Origin of the sequence: Pseudoalteromonas sp. XI10, assembly GCF_001469895.1 — a bacterium.
Classification (GTDB): domain Bacteria; phylum Pseudomonadota; class Gammaproteobacteria; order Enterobacterales; family Alteromonadaceae; genus Pseudoalteromonas.
In genome coordinates this window covers 41,410-58,489 of record NZ_LOPY01000008.1, presented here as the reverse complement: position 1 = coordinate 58,489, position 17,080 = coordinate 41,410, and the positions used below count along the sequence as shown (strand labels likewise).

At 38.6% G+C, this 17,080-nt stretch carries 8 protein-coding genes; 5 read left to right on the top strand and 3 right to left on the bottom strand.

The window, feature by feature from the left end; genetic code table 11:
• The 3 genes from AUR67_RS00895 (at position 1) to AUR67_RS00885 (ending at position 7,186) form a co-directional block, all read left to right on the top strand.
• Complete coding sequence (locus AUR67_RS00895) at positions 1 to 2,349, top strand: DNA polymerase II (protein WP_058583753.1); 2,349 nt, start codon at positions 1 to 3, stop codon at positions 2,347 to 2,349.
• 255 nt (positions 2,350 to 2,604) lie between these two features.
• Positions 2,605 to 5,463: a TonB-dependent receptor domain-containing protein gene (locus AUR67_RS00890; protein WP_058583752.1), complete on the top strand. Its 2,859-nt coding sequence runs from the start codon at positions 2,605 to 2,607 to the stop codon at positions 5,461 to 5,463.
• 76 nt (positions 5,464 to 5,539) lie between these two features.
• Positions 5,540 to 7,186 carry a tetratricopeptide repeat-containing sulfotransferase family protein gene (locus tag AUR67_RS00885; RefSeq protein WP_161936919.1) on the top strand — a complete coding sequence of 549 codons (1,647 nt, stop codon included), beginning with the start codon at positions 5,540 to 5,542 and terminating at the stop codon, positions 7,184 to 7,186.
• Between the two features lie 40 nt (positions 7,187 to 7,226).
• Here the strand turns inward: AUR67_RS00885 and AUR67_RS00880 are convergent, their stop codons facing one another.
• The 3 genes from AUR67_RS00880 to AUR67_RS00870 all read right to left on the bottom strand — a co-directional run bounded on the left by AUR67_RS00880 (position 7,227) and on the right by AUR67_RS00870 (position 11,454).
• Positions 7,227 to 9,017 (bottom strand): putative 2OG-Fe(II) oxygenase, encoded by a 1,791-nt coding sequence (locus tag AUR67_RS00880; RefSeq protein ID WP_058583750.1) that lies wholly within the window; start codon positions 9,015 to 9,017, stop codon positions 7,227 to 7,229.
• Between the two features lie 53 nt (positions 9,018 to 9,070).
• Positions 9,071 to 10,216, bottom strand: coding sequence for a DUF547 domain-containing protein (locus tag AUR67_RS00875; protein ID WP_058583749.1), 1,146 nt, complete (start codon positions 10,214 to 10,216; stop codon positions 9,071 to 9,073).
• A gap of 62 nt (positions 10,217 to 10,278) precedes the next feature.
• Positions 10,279 to 11,454, bottom strand: a complete 1,176-nt coding sequence (locus AUR67_RS00870) for a DUF547 domain-containing protein (RefSeq protein WP_058583748.1) — start codon at positions 11,452 to 11,454, stop codon at positions 10,279 to 10,281.
• Positions 11,455 to 12,094: 640 nt separating this feature from the next.
• Between AUR67_RS00870 and AUR67_RS00865 the strand changes: the two genes are divergently transcribed.
• Together AUR67_RS00865 and AUR67_RS00860 are read left to right on the top strand one after the other, a co-directional pair.
• Entirely contained in the window at positions 12,095 to 14,758 is a 2,664-nt protein-coding gene (locus tag AUR67_RS00865) for a TonB-dependent receptor (protein WP_058583747.1), read from the top strand.
• A 115-nt stretch (positions 14,759 to 14,873) separates the two neighbouring features.
• Positions 14,874 to 16,814 (top strand): S9 family peptidase, encoded by a 1,941-nt coding sequence (locus tag AUR67_RS00860; protein ID WP_054564039.1) that lies wholly within the window; start codon positions 14,874 to 14,876, stop codon positions 16,812 to 16,814.
• The last annotated feature ends 266 nt before the right edge of the window (positions 16,815 to 17,080 follow it).

Below are 17,080 nucleotides of genomic sequence, written 5' to 3'. Positions count from 1 at the left end.
ATGGTTACAGATACAGGTTTTATCCTTTCTAAAGAAGCGTTTGATAGCTCATCAGGGGTTAGTTTTGTGTTTTGGCTCTGGAGTGAAAACGGCCCTTTAAAAGTACAGGTTGAGCACCAAGAGGTGGTATTTTTCATTCCTGAAAACCAAGTAACTGCTGCTAAGCGACTATTACAAAATCAAAACATTCATGCTCGTTTTGCTGATGCCAAACTAAAAAACTTCCAAAATCAGTCGGTGATATGTTGTTATTTTAAATCGTTAAAAGATTACTACAGCGCCATTAAGGTTTTAAAAAGTTCACAACTAGTTACTTTTGAAGATGATGTTAGGCCAATTGACAGATTTTTGATGGAGCGTTTCATTAAAGGCTCAGTATGGGTAAAAGGTGAAATACAAATACGAAGCGGTTTTCGACTGTTAAAGAACGCTAAATTAAAACCAAACAATGAATTTAGGCCTTTTTTCAAACATGTTTCTATTGATATTGAGTGTAATGGCGAAGGCGTACTATTTTCTATTGGATTAGTCGGAAAAGGCATTGATAAAGTCTTAATGATAGGTCGCCCAGAGCCAACGACTCATCTAGATTATCAAATCAATTGGTGTGAAGATGAAATAGATCTGCTTACTCAGTTTGAAAATGAAATTCAGCGAATTGATCCTGATGTACTGATTGGTTGGAATGTTATTGAATTTGACTTCAGTGTGCTTCACGCAAGAGCTGAGGCGTTAGGTATATCTCTAAAGCTTGGTCGCAACAAAGAAATAATGCGCGTGCGCTCGGGAAACATTACTCGCATAACAATGCCTGGTCGCGTAGTTATTGATGGTATTGATACCTTAAAAAATGCCACTTATCACTACGACAGTTTCAGTCTTGCCAATGTAGCGAGTATCGAACTTGGTGAAGAGAAGCTGATCAGCACAGATAATCGTCTTGAAGAAATTATTCGCCAGTTTAATGAAGACAAGCTGTCTCTTGCTAATTACAACAGGCAAGACTGTATTTTAGTTTTGCGGATTTTTGAGAAATTAAAGTTACTCGATTTTGCAGTTGTAAGAAGCCAACTCACCGGACTTGAATTAGAACGAATGGGCGGCTCAGTAGCGGCCTTTACTAATCTTTATCTACCGCTATTGCATAGAAGTGGCTATATAGCCCCTAATTTAGGCGATCATGGGTTAAGTTTTGACAGCCCAGGTGGTTATGTCATGTCATCGCAGCCAGGTCTTTACAAGAATATCCTGGTGCTTGATTACAAAAGCCTCTATCCATCAATAATGCGTACATTTTGTATAGACCCTCTTGGTCTAGTTGAAGGGTTAAAAAAGCCAGATGACGCAATCGAAGGTTTTAATCAAGCACAGTTTTCACGTACTGAGCACCATCTGCCTGAGCTTATTCGTGAACTTGCAGCTACAAGGCAAATGGCCAAAGATAAAAACCAACCTATGCTCTCGCAGGCAATTAAAATCATCATGAATAGCTTATATGGTGTACTTGGCTCTAAAGGTTGTCGCTTTTATGACCCGAGATTGTCGAGTTCAATCACTTTGCGTGGCCATGAAATAATGCAAACAACCAAGCACTGGATAGAAGAGTGGGGCTATAACGTCATTTATGGTGATACAGATTCGACCTTTGTTAAGCTTGATGATGATCTAAATTCACTAAACTGTAATGAAATCGGTACGAAACTGGCGGAGAAAATTAACAAACGCTGGCAGCAGGTTTTGCAGAAAGACTATAAAATAGACAGCTTTTTAGAAATTGAGTACGAAACTCACTATAGCCCATTTTTTATGCCCACTATTAGAGGCAAAACAATGGGTTCAAAAAAGCGTTATGTAGGAAAAGTCGAAAAAAATGGTGCTTCAAAATTAGTTTTTAAAGGTATGGAAACCGTAAGGAGTGATTGGACAGAACTTGCTCATGAGTTTCAAACAGAATTATTTGAGATATTATTTGCTGAAAATTATAGCCAAGAATTAATTTTTCAAGCCTTTGATACGTATGTTAAAAAATTATATGCAGGTGAGTTTGACGCTAAGTTAATCTATCGCAAACGCCTGGGTCAGCATTTAACCGATTACCAAAAAAACATCCCTCCCCACGTTAAAGCAGCGAAACAGTACTTAGCTGACAATCCTCATCTTGCATTTCAGCGTGGACAAATAATTAAATATGTTTACACCCCTAACGGCGCTGAGTACTACACAGGTCACCATAATTACGATTATGGCATTTATGTTAACAAACAATTGTTGCCAATAGCTGAAATGATTGTTGTTGATTTGGGTACTAAAGTTTCGTCACTAAGTGACCGTCAGATACAGCTTTTTTAGAAAAATTAACATTTTTTTGACTCTTTGTTGCGATGAATGATCGGTAAGCTCAGTTTAAACGCTTATTTGTGTGTTTTTTGTCCATAAAACAAGAAAACGTAAACTTTTTGCTGCTTCATTAAAAAATTGTAAATAAAGGGCTGGATATTTTGTTTTATTTGTTTATTATTTGTTTGTCGCAGTCCTGATGCGATACAAATAATAAACAAGCTTATGCTAAATATAGCCACAATATAGTGGTCCAGGGAGAATCAAATGTTAAATAATAAAGTTTCAAAAGCAGTTCGCTTAGCGCTTGCTTTTGGTACAGCTTCAACAGCTGCGTTTTCTGTAAACTCTTATGCTGCTGAAGAAGAAGCAGTAGAAAAAGTTGAACGTATTGAAGTTACAGGTTCACGTATCAAACGTACTGATATCGAAACTGCAAGCCCAGTACAAGTTACAACAGCTGAAGAAATCGAAGTAGCTGGTTTCACTCGTGTTGAAGACATGATGAACAGCTTGCCTCAACTAGAAGCTTCAAGCACTGCATTCCAATCAAATGGTGCTTCTGGTACTGCTACTCTTGATTTACGTGGTATGGGTTCACAGCGTACTCTAGTACTTATCAACGGCCGTCGTATGCAAGCTGGTGGTATCTACAGCCAGTCTGCTGATATTAACCAAATTCCAGCTGCACTTATCAAACGCGTTGACGTTATGACAGGTGGTGGTTCATCAACTTACGGTGCTGACGCGGTAGCGGGTGTTGTAAACTTCGTGATGGACGATCAGTTCGAAGGTTTCGAAGTAAACCTTGGTTCAACAGCTTATCAACACGATAACGACAACGAGTATATCCAAGGTTTAATGGATGACCGTGATTTTGATTACCCTGATGGAAGCTCAGGCTTTGACGGTTCATCGTTTGATTTCTCTGCTACTTTAGGTGGTTCATTCGATAGCGGTAAAGGTCACGCTGTAGGTTATTTCACTTACAACAAACAAAACGAATTACGCCAAGGCGCACGTGATTACTCTTCATGTGCTCTTAATGCTGCAGGTACAGCGTGTGGTGGTTCTGGTAACGCGGTAGTTCCTAACTTCTATATCTCAGGTGTAACTGACACAGGTGCATTTGATTGGGATGACTACGATTACTGGACACTTGGTTCTGATAGTAGCTTCATTCCTTCAAGCGGTAACGTTTATAACTACGCACCAGTAAACCACTTTATGCGTCCGGATGAGCGCCACACAATGGGCTTATTCGCTAACTATGAAGTAAACGATAACTTCCACCCATTCATTGAAGCTATGTTCATGCGTGACCGTACTTCTGCACAAATCGCAGAATCGGGTACGTTCTTTAATGAAAACTACGTAATCGATTACGATAGCCCTCTTCTTACAGATGCACAGCGTCAAAACCTAACTGACCGTTTCGGTCTAACTTCTGGTGACCAATTTGCTACTTACATTGGTAAGCGTAACGTTGAAGGTGGCCCACGTGTTAACCAACTTGAGCACAGCTCATTCCGCTTAGTACTAGGTAGTAAAGGTGAAATCAGTGACCTTTGGTCATATGAAGCGTTCATGCAATATGGTTCAACTTCTTCATCTTCTGCATACGAAAATGACTTCTTCGGTCCACGTATCAGTACTGCGCTTTCTGCAAATGGTGAAGACTGTGCCGCAACTGATGGCTGTATCCCTTACGAAGTATTCACATACCAAGGTGTTTCTGCTGAATCAGCTGGCGCATTAACTGGTACTGCGATTCTTAACGGTGTTACTGAACAGTTCATCGTAAGTGGCTTCGTAACAGGTGAATTTGAATTTGGTCTTCCTTCTTCAGATTACCCACTTGCTGCAGTATTCGGTGCTGAGTACCGTGAAGAAACATTTGGCCGTACAGCGGATGAAGTTTACGCACAAGGTCTATTACTTGGTCAAGGTGGTCCTACTAAGAGCCTTAACGGTGAGTACGATGTAACAGAATTCTTCGGTGAGTTAAGTATTCCTATCGTTGAAGGTATCACTGGTGTTGAAAGTCTATTAATTGACTTAGGTTATCGCTGGTCTGATTACAGTACTTCAGGTTCAGAGCCTACTTATAAAGTAGCAATGAACTGGGACGTAACTGAGAACTGGAAAATCCGTTCAAGCTACAACCGTGCGGTTCGTTCTGCAAACAACGGTGAGCTATTCGCTCAACAAAGCCAAGGTTTATGGGCAGGTGTAGATCCATGTGCGACTGCAACTCCAGAACTTAGCCAAGCAGCTTGTGCTAACACAGGTATTACAGCGTCTCAGTACGGTAACGTAGGTAAGAGCCCTGCAGATCAGTATAACGGTTTCTTCGGTGGTAACCCTGATCTAAGCCCTGAAATCGCAGATACAATCACTCTAGGTGTTGTTGGTAACCCATTTGAGAGCTTTAACTTCTCAATCGATTACTGGGATATCGACCTTGAAGATGCAATCGGTGCAATTGACCCAGAGTTAATCGTTCGTCAGTGTGGTCTAACAGGCGATGCTCAATTCTGTGATAAGATTGAACGTACTCCTGGTAGCGGCAGCTTATGGATTGGTTCTGGTCAAGTTGTAGCAACAAACACTAACTTAGGTAACATTCATTTTGAAGGTGTTGATTTAAGTGCTAACTATGACATGGAAATCGGCGGTGGTACACTTTCTACAAGCCTAATCGGTACTTACATGATGACTAAAGAATATGAAGATATTCCAGGTGTAAGTGAACCGTATGACTGTGTTGATACACTAGACAATGGCTGTTTCCCACAACCAGAATGGCGTCATGTTCTAACTGCAAGCTACGACACAGGTAGCTGGTGGAAAGCTACTGCTAAATGGCGTTACTTCAGTGCAGTTAATGACTACACAGGTTCTGACACTTTAGTTCAAGACGGCATTGGTTCACAAAGCTACCTTGACCTTAAAGGTTCATTCACTATCAATGATTACACTCGCGTACTTGTTGGTGTGAACAACGTATTAGATAAAGAGCCACCACTAGTAGGCGGTACATTATCTACAAATGGTAACGCAGTTGCTGGTTACTACGACACTCTAGGTCGTTACTTCCACGCAAGCGTTTCATTAAAATTCTAATTTGAATTAATTAATGTATGATAAAGCGAGCTTCGGCTCGCTTTTTTTATGGGGAAGCTTTTTATATGGGGAAACAATGACATCAGAACAACACGCGTTTACCCAAGCTGTTGCTTTACTTCAGCAAGGTAAAGTTAACCAAGGGATAGAATTATTAAAACCGTTAACACATAACAATGAGTTTGCTGAAAAAGCGTTACAGATCCTTTTCAAAGTTGCTATGCAGCAACAAGATACTGAAACAGCCATTGCCTATTGCCAAAAACTGGTATCGATAGCTCCAAACAAGTTTGATTATGTACTGACCTTAGTACAATTAAGTATAAGTTGTGGTGAGTTCAAAATTGCAAAAAGCGCGCTATTACCTTTATATGAGACAAATCCGCAGCAAGCTGATATTTGCTTTCAGCTAGGAAAAATAGAAAGAAAGCTTGATAACCACGATTCAGCGATGCGTTTCTTTGAACAAGCTCTAACATTATCTGAGCAGTTTAAAGCACCCGCTCTAATAGAAATTGCTTTTATGCATAATGAGCAATTACATCAACCCGATGATGCCGTACGTTACTTACAACAAGCGATTAGTCATGATGAAAATAATCTTCAAGCTCACTTTTCATTGGCAAATATTTACGAACAGCTTGGTGATAAAGAGAAAGCGAAAAAAGGCTTTCAACAGGTTTTAAAAATAGATGCATTTAATGCGATGGCTCAAGCAAGATTGGCCGATATTGAAACCTTCACTGAACGCGATGCAATTGACTATGAACAAGCAAGCTTAGCCATTTTAAAGCGAGAGTCAGATGATATAGCGTGTGCTGATATTTATTATGCACTTGGTAAAGTATTTAATGATTGTAAAAACTATCAGAAAGCTTGGTATTATTATGTAAAAGCTAATCATTACAATAAAAAGTATTTACCAGCCTATGATCGCCAATCTGCTGAGAAGATTACTGACTACACCTTAGCTCGTAATATTGCTTTGCAAGAAGCGAATAGTTCAATAACACCAATTATAATTTGCGGTATGTTTCGTTCTGGCTCAACATTAATTGAACAAATCATCAGCTCTAACGAGCAAATAGCGGCAGGTGGTGAAATTGCCTATTTACATTCATCGTTATTCAATTTGATTGGCGATGAAAAGGCACTTGTTAATAAGGCTAAAGAGCCTGAATTTATTGATGGTTATAAAGAACAATTAACTTTAAGAGCTGAAGGTGCGCTTTATGTAACAGATAAACGCCCTGAAAATTACCTTTACTTAGACATTATCAAGCAGCTCTATCCAAAAGCTAAGATTATCTGGACGGAACGAGATATTAAAGACAATAGCTTGTCAGCTTTTTTCCAGCATTTGGGTCCGAGCTTAAACTATGCTGTATCCCTTAGTGATATTCTACATCACTATGAGCAGCAGCAACGTATTAAGTCACATTGGCAGTCGTGTTTCAGTAAAGATATTTTTACTCTGAATTACGATCAGCTCGTTTGCTCACCCGAGCAGATTTTAGAACAGCTGTTTAGCTTTCTAGGGCTTGAATATACTGATGAGGCCCAGCGATTTCACAATAAATCTGGCACTGTAAGTACAGCGAGTGTATGGCAGGTTAGAAAGCCACTTTATAAGTCATCTTCAGGACGATTTGCAAATTACCTTGAACACATACAGGCCGATGAAAAATCCTACCAAGATGCCAAAGCGTTGTTAAATAAGTAATTGGTAATAAAAAAGACCATCATTTAGATGGTCTTTTTTATTATTTTAAGGGCATGATATCACATGGAATAGTTAGCCGAGGGCTAGTGCTTTCTAGTTGGTATGTACCATGCCAAATATAGCTTGGAAATATAATAATTTGACCTTCCTCAGGGCATATTTCACGAGCTATAGACTCACGCTCACCTAAGTTAAGACTGGTTTCTCCTAGCTTAAGCCAGCCATTTTTAGTTTCATCATCTTTACTCATCTCATTAGGAATAGAAATATAGCTCGGCGCTGATAACCAACCTTGAGGGTGGATATGATTAGCATGAAAACCGCCTTCTTCTAGTTTCACCGACCAACTACCTCTGGCAACAAAGCGTTTATGATTACGCGCTAATAGAGGGTGGTTAGCATCCTCTGGTAGCTGCATCAGGTATTGATTAATGCATTCATTCATAGATGACTTAAATAAATCAATAAGTTGGTTTGAACGGTGTAACAAGTGACCTTGTGTTTGGCTGCCACTGCGCACACTTTGATCTAATGGTTGTAGTTTATTTGTGTGAAGGCTGAACATTAATTCCTGCAACTGCTTATTAAAATCAGCAAAGGTCTTAAAACTAGGCGGAGCAGGTAGCTCCATCACTTTAACGAATTTATCTAGGTTAGTTAACCAGTGATATTTATCATTATTTGATAGTCGCCAAGCAATACTTAAATATGCCCAAAGCTCTTGGTTATTAGGATTAAATTTTACTGCGGTTTCTAAATGAGATATCGCTGAGCTGTAATCGCCTTGTTGTATGTAAAAGTTTGCTAAATCAATACAGTAACGAGCATTTTGAGGGGCTGCTTTAACGAGTTGCTGAAGGAGTGAAAATGCTTTTTCTTCGTCACCTGTTCTATCTAGAATTATACTGTGTGCATGATGTAAATCTAAATTTTGTGGATGGTTTCGTGTTGCATCACTGCTTACTAATAATGCTTCTTCCAGCTTATCTAGTTGCAGTAGTTGGCCAATTTGAGAGTGGATCAGAACAGGGTTTGCATCATAATTTTTGAAAGTTTGAGCATATGAACTCATTAATTGACTCTGCGAGTGTTCCCAGTAGAGCTTGTTAAGGCTTTCATGCGCTGGTACATAGTTAGGAGCAAGTTCTAAGCATGCCTTAAGGTGAGCTTGTGCTTGTTCATATTGCTGTAAATCATAGTATGTACAACCAACTATGTAATGCAACTCGGCGCTTGGTTGCTGTTTTAAAAGCATTTGCAAAAGCGCTAAGGCCTCGGCAAATTGACCTAAATTTCGATAATTACAAGCATGTTTATAAACGAAATGAAATTGCCCCTTTAATTGAGCTGGCAATTTTGTTTGAAAATACTCTTCGATACGTTGTAAGTCACCAAAGCGCTCGAAAAGCTCTAAAGTGAGCCAATGGTAACGAACGAATGTGTTCTGCGAGGGCGATGTTTTGCTCAATAAATGTTCGGCTTTTAATAATTCATCTTGATTAATTAGGCTTTCAATGTAATTAAGTCGTGGCTTTTCGAGTGATAAAGAAGCTGTGTTGTATTCACAAAACTGAATACACTCTGCATACTTTTTTTGTTTACAAAGTAGATTTGTGTAGTTGTCTAAAAGGCCAACATGATTGCTAAATTGGCTAAGGCCTTGTAAATAACACTGCTCTGCTTCAATAGTTTTGTTTACAGCTGATAAACATAAGCTATTTAATGTATACCAATCAGCGGTTTTATTTGTATGTAAAGAAAGGAGTTGTAATGCCTGCACATATTGTTGTTGATTGAATGCGTGCAAAGCTCTTTGCAATGAATTATTCACTCGTACACCCTGTTTTTGCTTTATGTTAACAGGGCGTACAGTAAAGTAAAATATTACTCTTGATTTACATCAAGGTCTTTGATTTCTACAGTACCTTTAATGCGTTCTCTTTGTTTATAAAGCTTGCGAATTTTCTTCCAAACTTGTGGTGGGTATCGACCAAATTGAGCTAGCCGCTTCGTTAAGGGATCGGTGATATAGCTTCCGTCTGCTGCACGATATCCATATGTCATTCCTCCTATACCCTCTAGCGCGGCCCTGTTAATAGCAGAAGAGGCGCCATAGGCTCTATGCGTGCGATATAAATCCACAATATGCCAATCATCTATTGTAAGCTTAAACCCTTTAGAAGACTCTACAGCATCTTTTAAAGAGCCATTAGTATAGTGTTCAATATGAGACTTTAAATCTTGCTCAAAGTCGTCAAACAAGGCTTCTGTTTGCTGGTAGTAAACGGATAGGTAAAGTCTATCTTTCCCTTTAATTTGCATACCTCGGTTAGAATTAACAAATTCCTCACCATTGTCTGCTAGTTGGTAATACACTTTGCTTCCTACATAGGCCTCTGGGCGAAGATTTGGGCTGCCTATATTTCCTTGGTGAAATCCATACATAACAATCGGTTTATTTTTACCAAACTTTTTAAAGACAATGTTGTGTTGAATATCATTTAAAGACAGGCTATGCCCCATAACAGTAATAAATTCCTCATCAAGTAATGAATTATCACCAAATAATAAATCTTCAGTACTGAAGATAGGGTAGTGCTCAATGAGTTTCTCTAATAATGCTGTGGTATATAAATTTAGCCAATAAGTCAGTTGCTCAGATAAAACGAGCTCATTAAGTGGGATTTGTTCAGGAACTTGTTCAAGGCTCAGACGTATTTTTTTAAAACCAGTTTTCAGGTCTGCCTTTACAACTTCTTCATAATAAAAACGATTTGCTTCTAGAGCTGTATCGTTATTTTTGTGTGCTCGGGTGCGTGTGCCAATGCCTGATTGGCCTTTTCGAAAACCTCGGTCTGAGCGGCCTAAGTCAATAACCGTGATTTTAAGTAACTGATCTAAATCACCATAAGATATTGTTAAATCACTATCTAAGCCGAAATCGGCAAATTCTTCAGGTAGAGTGTCTAGTTTTGCTGACGAGTGTGCAGTAAAGAAAATTGCGGTTATTAATAAGAGTGGTTTAAGCATAGCGAACTCCCTGTTCAGAAAAAGCCACCCGTCACATTCTTTTGACGAGTGGCCTTCTTATTTTAATTGTTAGAATCAAGATCCTTAATCTCAACAGATCCACTGTTGTCTTGGCGCTTTAAGTTAAGTTTTTTGATTTTCTCTAACATTTCAGGAGAAAAACGACCAAAATCCATGGTGCGCATCATAATTGAATCCGTAATATGACTCACATTAACCGCTCCAATACCTGAGCCACTACCTTCAGGACCGATTGGTACAGCTGAGTTGCTTACAACAGCATTAAGCATTGCTGCAGGGTTAGTTGATGCAGAACCGCCATAGTCACGGTCGGTACCATATAAATCAGTAATACTCCAATCTTCGATATCAACTTTGAAGCGTTTGGCGTATTTAACATCGCTTTTCATTTGACCTTCAGCGTAGTCTTCTAAGTGCTCACGTAAGTCACTTTCGAAATCTGAAAATAAAGACTCAGCTTGCTCATAATACTTAGATACATAAAGGCGGTTTTTACGTTTAATTTGCATGCCTCTATTTGAGTTTACAAATTCCTCTCCATTTTCAACAAGTTGATGGTAAACCTTGCTACCTTTATACGCTTCATCTCGAAGGTTTGGGCTACCAATGTTACCTTGATAAAAGCCATACATAACTATCGGCTTTTTTTTACCAAATTTTTCAAAAACAATTTTATGTTGAATATCATTGAGTGAAAGTTTGTAACCGGCAACGGTTAAAAACTCATCTTCTAAAATCGAATCATCACCAAATAGAAGGTCTTCTGTATCGCGAATAGGGTAGTGTTCAATTAATTTTTCGACCATGGCTGTATTATATAGGTTAAGCCAGTAAGCTAACTGCTCGTCTAGGCTTAAATCATTCAGCGATACTTCGCTAGGTACCTTCTCTAAGCTAACTCTAATCTTGTGAAAGCCATCCTTTATCTCTGATTTAGAAACACCTTCGAAGAAAAAACGATTGGCTTCAAGCGCAGTATCGTTGTTTCTGTGCGATTTCATGCGGGTGCCAATGGAGGATTGAGATTTGCGAGAGCTTCGGTCTGACATCCCCATGTCGATAACAGTCATTTCAAGTAAGTTATCAAGGTCCTCATACGAAATTTTAATATCTCGATTAAGGCTAAAGTCTGAAAATTCTTCTGGTAGTTCATTTATTTTTGCATACGAAGAAAGTGAGCAAAACGTAAATGCAATTAGTAATAATTGTTTAAACATGATTTTTCCTTGTTGTTTTAACAATCTTACTATCAGTGATTGTTACAGTTTTTTCAAGTTTATATGTACCGAATTTGTTCTAGTTTTACTTATTTATCTTCAGAAAATATAAGGGGTTAAATGTTTTTCTGCACTTTCCGTTAGTTATTGCTAGTTAATAGAATGTTCATTCTATTAACTTTTGCATCATTTTGTCCTTTTTCTACATGTATTAATCGTTTTGACCATGTTTGTTGTGGTTTCACCTTAATTGTAAGGTCTTAAAATTTTATTTTTTTATTTTTAAAGATAAAAAATGCCATTTATTGGTGTTAAGTTTTGTTGCGGAAACTGCAATTAATGGTGGGTTTTGCTTTAGTACCCATATTAATACTAAAAAATTAAATTCTTTTTGACCTTTGTAACTTGTTGTAAATGTTGCTGTGCCTATTGTATTTAAAGGGGTTTGAAGGTGTTAATTATGTTTTATTATTTTGGTTAGTGTTTTATTTATTGTTAAAAATTGAACTTTTGAGTTAGCGAAGTGTTGACCTTTAAGAGTGGCGAGTATTATTATCAAAGCTCAAAATTAATGCCTAATATGCATTTTTTTTGAATAACTATAAATATTCCATGAATAACATGGTCCAGGGAGAATCAAATGTTAAATAATAAAGTTTCAAAAGCTGTTCGCTTAGCGGTCGCTTTTGGCGCAGCTTCTACAGCTGCATTTTCTGCAAGCACATTTGCTGCAGATGAAGAAAACGCAGAAAAAGTTGAGCGTATCCAAGTTACTGGTTCACGTATCAAGCAGGTAGATCTTGAGAACAGCTCTCCAGTTACCGTTTTATCAGCGGCAGAAATCAGCCTTTCAGGTGAGCCTACAGTTGCTGACGTTTTAAATAACCTTGCTTCTAACTCTTTCGGTTCTTGGAAAGGTGTATCTGGTTACGGTGCTGGTGGTGCAGCTTCTTCTAACATTAACTTACGTGGCCTTGGTTCTGACGCGACACTTGTATTATTAGATGGTCGTCGTATGCCTGGTACAAGTTCATCTTCTGGTTCATCGGCTGATACATCAATCATTCCAATGGCAGTTGTTGAGCGTGTTGAAATCCTTCGCGATGGCGCATCAGCTGTTTATGGTTCATCTGCTGTTGCTGGTGTAATCAATATCATTACTAAAAAAGACTTTGATGGTGTTAGCGTAAAATACGATTACGAAGTACCTAAAGTTGAAGGTGGCGAAAGCAAAACTTTCTCAATTACTTCAGGTTACACATCTGAAAAAGGTAACATCATCTTCACGTATGAAAACTCACGTGACAATGCAATCTTCGACAAAGAAATTTGGGCGATGGACGATCCGACTTACGGTGCTTACAGCGGTTATAGCCATGTTCCAAACTACCGAATCGGTGGTGCGGGTAGCTATATCTCTAACCCTGAGCTTTGTGACCAAACAGCTGACGTCGTAAATTCTATGGATGAGAACGGCGTTGGTGGTTGTTTATACAACTACGGTAACGTTACAAAGTTCTACCCAGACGTAGAAAACAACTCATTCTTAACTAACTTTAACTATGAATTGACTGACAACATTCGCTTTGTTGGTCGTGCAATGGCAAGTTTCAACGAAACAAACTCTCGTTACGCAGGTACGCCAGTATCTACCGGTGCAGTTTGGATGGATGCTGACAACCAATATAACCCAGAAGATGAAGATATCCGTCTTTACATGCGTTCTGTGCCAATTGGTAACCGTGATACAAAAACAGAAGTTGTAACTACAGACATCGTATTAGGTCTTGAAGGCTTCACTGATATTGGTAATGGTTTTGATTGGGAAATCAACTATCAAAACAGCATCTCTAAAACAAATGTTTTTGGTAGCAACCTAGTTAATGACGTAATGTTACAAAGCGCAATTGACTCTGGTGAATATGATATTCTTAACACTACTGGCATGAGCTACGAAGAGTGGAATACTCAACTTACAGACTTATACCAATATGCAGCGCATACAGGTACTTATGAAGGTCGTTACGAAAGCCAACAAATTGATGGTTTAGTGTCTACTACATTCGTTGATAACGGTGATTTCGTTATTGCTGGTGTTGTTGGTGCAGAATTTGAAGAAATTGATTTCACTCAAGTATCTGACCCTGAGTCTGCAAATGGTTTCATCTCAGGCGGTTCAGGCGGCGATGACGTATATGCAACTCGTGACCGTACTGCTGCATACATGGAAATTCAAGCAAGCTTACCTTACGAAATTGATGTAACTGTTGCTGGTCGTTATGAGAAATACGAACAGTCAGGTATGACTAACCTTGGTGAAAAGAGCACTACATTTGATAAGGTTGTTCCAAAAGTAGGTGTTACTTGGCGCCCAACTGACACATTATTAATCCGTGGTTCTTGGGGTGAGTCTTTCCGTGCTCCTAACATGGGCGAAATGTTCCAGTCTTATGCATTAAGCTTCCCAACTGTTCGTGATACAGCATGGTGTGATGCTAACCCTGGTCAATCATTAGAAGGTTATTGTTCTGACGCTGGTGAGCAAGTAGCGACATGGTTCGGTGGTAATGCAAACCTTACTGAAGAAACGGGTGACTCTACGACGCTTGGTTTCGTATGGGATATCGTTGATGGCTTAGCAGTAGAATTAACTTACTACGATATCAGCTACGAAAACCGTATCGATGACGTAAGCACAACTGAACTTCTACGTATTGAACAAGAAGAAGGTGGTTTAGGTTCTACACCAGATGCTATCGACCGTGCTAATGGTACTGGCCAAATTGATTACATCTACACAGGTTATATCAATAAAGCATCACTACAAACGTCTGGTTTCGATTTCTCAACTCGCTATAAGCATGAAACTAGCTTCGGTGACTTTGGCGTAATGCTAAACGTTTCAAAAGTTATGGAGTTTGAAGAAAAAGCTGATAAAGATGCAGAACCGTTTGATTATGCTGGTCTTCAAGACTACCCAGATTGGAAAGCTGATTTAGGTGTTAGCTATTCTTATGAAGATTACAGTGCTTCTTGGACTATGTTCTACGTAGGCGCTCAAGAGTCAGGTAACGAAGAGTGGGGTGTTGATTACCTTGCTGACGTTCCTTCATACTTCAAGCATAATGCTCAGTTCACATACACTGCACCAACAAATACTAAAATTTCTGTAGGTGTTAACAACGTATTTGATAAGAAAGCACCTTCTTGGTATGACGGCTTCCGTGATTACCGTGATTCAAGCTGGTCATTATACGATCAAACAGGTCGTTCAATGTACCTTCGTTTAGAACAAAAATTCTAAGCTAAAATAATTAGTATAAGCTCTTAAAACCCTGCTGTAGCAGGGTTTTTTTATGCAAAGTACTAAGTTATAAATAACCCAAACATTTATCGTCATAATTAAAGGGAATATTAAAATGAAAATAATATGGTTTTTACTTTTGAGTAGTTTGCTCAGTTTATCTATGAGTGTCGGCTCCAAAACGCAAGACATCCCAATTGAGGACTTCTTTAAAACACCTAAATTTTCTAATTTGCAACTTTCTCCAAATGGTAAGTACCTTGCGGTTTTATCGCCAATTAACGAGCGTAGAAATATTGTTGTAATGGAAGTTGATGGCTTTAAAAATGCGAGGCCAATAACAAAGTTTGATGAGCAAGATATCAATAGTTTCTCTTGGGCGAATAATGATGACATTATTTTTACACTAGACAGTAATGGTAATGAAGCATTCAGTATTTATACAATTGATGCCCATAAGAAACGTGCGAAGGTCGTGCAGTTAGTCGGATCAAAAGTTGGCGCATCAGGTATCCGCTCTGCATCAGTTGTGCATTTATTACCAGATGATCCAAAGCATATTCTGGTGCAATATAACGGCCGAAACATTGTTGCTCCAGATTTATATAAACTGCCAATCGACAGCCGTTGGGATCGTAAACACGAACGTAATTACAAGATGGACTTACTTGCAAAGAACCCTGGTAACGTTCAGGGGTGGATGCTTGATCATGATGGTGAGGTACGTGGCGCTTTAACGATTGAAGGTTTAAAAGGTACTTTACTATATAAAGGAAAAGGCGAAGAAAAATTCAGAGTATTACGAGAGTACAATGCCGAAGAAGCAAATATTGAACCATTGGCATTTGATTTCGATAATAAAAGGTTGTTCGTCGCTTCTGATTTAGGTCGTGATACCAAAGCTGTTTTTTATTTCGATCCAGAAACGAATAAGTTAGGCGAACAAATTTTTGCCCATGATAACGTTGATGTTACATCGCTTAGCTTTTCGAGAAAGCGTAAAAAGCTTACTTCAATTAGTTTTTATGACAAATACCCTGAGGAAGTATACTTCGATGAACAGACTGCAAAAATGATGACCTCATTAAAGCAGGCATTTCCCGATAAAGTTGTGACAATTACCAGTCGCTCTGATGATGAAGTGCTCAATATTGTCTATGCAGCGAGTGACACTGATCCCGGCCAATATTATTTATTCAATAAAAATGACAATAGCTTAAAAGCATTATTAAGCCCAATGTCATGGATAGATCCTAAAGCGATGTCGCCGATGCAGCCTATCGAATTCAAAAGTAGAGATGGTTTAACATTAAATGGTTATATCACAATTCCTAAAAACTCATCGGGTAAACAGCTACCTCTTATCGTAAATCCACATGGTGGTCCCTTTGGAATTCGAGATTATTGGGGATTCAATCCTGAAGCGCAGTTTTTTGCAAGTAGAGGCTATGCCACAGTCCAAGTTAACTTTAGGGGGTCTGGCGGTTATGGTCGCAAATTCCAGCAAGCGGGCTATGGTGGTAAATGGGGCGCTGAAATGCAAAATGATATTACAGATACCGTTAAATATTTGGTTTCAGAAGGTATCGCAGATGCGAATAAGGTCTGTATTTATGGCGCGAGTTACGGTGGCTATGCCACAGTAGCAGGCCTTGCGTTTACACCTGAACTTTATAAATGCGGAATAGATTACGTTGGCGTAACAGATGTGTCTTTATTATTTGATACATTACCAAAGCATTGGGAGTCACAACGTGAAGTGCTTGAAATGCAGATTGGTGATCCATCTGATGAAGCACTAATGAAACGAATGTCACCGTTGCAACATGTTGATAAAATTAAAGCGCCACTAATGATAGTGCAAGGTGCGAAAGACCCGCGTGTAGTTAAGCAACACGCAACTGATTTACGCGATGCTTTGGCAAAAAAAGGAGTAATTTTGTCAGATGATGAATGGATAATGAAAGAAAATGAAGGTCATGGCTTTCAGAAGCAAGAAAATAAAGTTGAGCTTTACACAAAAATGGAAAAGTTTTTGGCTAGATATTTGAAATAATAAATTATCAAAAAAATACAAAAAACCCAGAAATTAAGACTCAAACCTTATTCTGGGTTTTTTATTGTTTCGAATATATAAACTAATGTGAAATATATGTAATCAAATTTTTCTTTAATCTTATATACACCTGAAACTTAAAATTTACATTGAAAAACAATGGTTAAAAAACTGTTGACCAAAAGTTGTCCCTAATATTAGTATTTAATTCCCTTATGAGGTACTAGTACCTCTTTAAGGGGTAAAATAAATTAATAAAGTCATAA

Bases quoted from the DNA above. Each gene is read 5' to 3' on its own strand.
- AUR67_RS00895 (WP_058583753.1), top strand. From the start codon at position 1: ATGGTTACAGATACAGGTTTTATCCTTTCTAAAGAAGCGTTTGATAGC.
- AUR67_RS00890 (WP_058583752.1), top strand. From the start codon at position 2,605: ATGTTAAATAATAAAGTTTCAAAAGCAGTTCGCTTAGCGCTTGCTTTT.
- AUR67_RS00885 (WP_161936919.1), top strand. From the start codon at position 5,540: ATGACATCAGAACAACACGCGTTTACCCAAGCTGTTGCTTTACTTCAG.
- AUR67_RS00875 (WP_058583749.1), bottom strand. From the start codon at position 10,216: ATGCTTAAACCACTCTTATTAATAACCGCAATTTTCTTTACTGCACAC.
- AUR67_RS00870 (WP_058583748.1), bottom strand. From the start codon at position 11,454: ATGTTTAAACAATTATTACTAATTGCATTTACGTTTTGCTCACTTTCT.
- AUR67_RS00865 (WP_058583747.1), top strand. From the start codon at position 12,095: ATGTTAAATAATAAAGTTTCAAAAGCTGTTCGCTTAGCGGTCGCTTTT.
- AUR67_RS00860 (WP_054564039.1), top strand. From the start codon at position 14,874: ATGAAAATAATATGGTTTTTACTTTTGAGTAGTTTGCTCAGTTTATCT.